The sequence below is a fragment of the Vibrio sp. 10N.222.49.C9 genome (genome assembly GCF_041474985.1).
Classification (GTDB): domain Bacteria; phylum Pseudomonadota; class Gammaproteobacteria; order Enterobacterales; family Vibrionaceae; genus Vibrio; species Vibrio crassostreae_C.
This window is the reverse complement of the sequence record NZ_JBFRVD010001005.1, coordinates 1-282: the sequence shown is the minus strand read 5'-3', so window position 1 is coordinate 282 and position 282 is coordinate 1. Positions and strand designations below refer to the sequence as shown.

General features: G+C 46.8%; 1 protein-coding gene. It reads right to left on the bottom strand.

Going from position 1 to position 282, the window contains the following annotated elements:
• Window positions 1-71: 71 nt before the first annotated feature.
• Window positions 72-282 (bottom strand): zinc ribbon domain-containing protein (locus tag AB4585_RS26640; RefSeq protein ID WP_372171752.1); only part of this gene is annotated, 211 nt, incomplete at its 5' end.

Sequence of the window (282 nt, the reverse complement as noted above, 5' to 3'; positions counted from 1 at the left end):
GATTTTGTTCAGCTGAGTATGACGGTACTTCCAGTGGAGTTAGTTGGTTTTATAAGAAACAGGTGCGTTGATTAGCTGAGCTGCTTGCCAGTGAAGGTTAATCCGTTACCACAACTGCGACAGGTATATTGGCTCTCTCCGCGCAGGACCTTGTTGTGGCGGCGAATAGAAAGAGGGTAGCTACGACAGCCACACTGATATTCAAAGGTTTTACCTTGTACTGAACTGACATCCATAGTGTGGGTTCGCTCAGGCTTAATGCCAAACACTTTAGCCATCACG